The 1,035-nt window shown below is 59.3% G+C and carries 1 protein-coding gene; it reads left to right on the top strand.

Translation table 11 applies throughout. The features are described 5' to 3' along the window. Positions 1–1,035: calcium-binding protein (locus EJA71_RS15410; protein WP_178113705.1), on the top strand; the 1,035-nt coding region annotated here is incomplete at both ends.

Below are 1,035 nucleotides of genomic sequence, written 5' to 3'. Positions count from 1 at the left end.
TGACCGAGATCGACACCGTGCTGTCGTCGCTCGCCAACTACACCTTGGGCGCCAACCTGGAAAACCTGACCCTGCGCTTCGCCGACAATATCAACGGCACCGGCAACGCGCTGAACAACGTCATCACCGGTAATACCGGCGATAACATTCTGGATGGTGGCGCGGGTGCCGACCGGATGATCGGCGGTTTGGGCAACGACACGTATGTGGTCGACAACGTCGGTGACGTGGTCGTCGAAACCAGCGCTTTGATGACCGAGATCGATACTGTGCGCTCCTCGATCAACTACAGCCTGGGCGCCAATCTGGAAAACATCGTGTTGACCGGTACGGCCAACCTCAATGCCAACGGCAACACCCTGAACAACGTGATGACCGGTAACAGCGGCAACAACGTCCTCAACGGTGGTGCCGGACTGGACACAATGATCGGTGGCGACGGTGACGACACCTACTATCTCGACCAGAGCGGCGAGCTGTCACTGATCCAGGAAAATGCCAATGAAGGTAGCGACACCCTGCGCATCTATTACAACGCCACGCCGATGACCAACGTCGTCAACCTGAACCTGGGCAATCTGACCAACGTCGAGAACGTCTGGCTGATGGGGACCGGCGGCTATAACGTGCAAGGCAACAGCCTGAACAACTACTTGCTCGGCAGCGCCTCGGCGGACACGCTGCAGGGCGGTGCCGGCAACGATCGTCTGGATGGTGCGGCCGGTGCCGACACCTTGATCGGCGGCAGCGGTGACGACACCTATGTCATCGACAATGCCGGCGATGTGGTCATCGAACTGGGCGGCGAAGGCCGTGACCTGGTCCTGAGCAACATCGGTTACACCCTGACTGCCAACGTCGAAGATGGCCAGTTGCTGGGCAGCAGCGATCTGTATCTGGTCGGTAACGGCCTGGACAACGTGCTGACCGGCAACAGCGGCAACAACATCCTCAACGGTCAGGAAGGTGCTGACACCATGGACGGCGGTGCCGGCAACGACACCTACTTCGTCGATAACGTCGGTGACGTCATCA

Source organism: Pseudomonas sp. PB106, from assembly GCF_009764645.1.
Lineage (GTDB): Bacteria > Pseudomonadota > Gammaproteobacteria > Pseudomonadales > Pseudomonadaceae > Aquipseudomonas.
The sequence above is the reverse complement of the archived record's forward strand: the minus strand, read 5'-3'. Positions and strand labels throughout refer to the sequence as shown.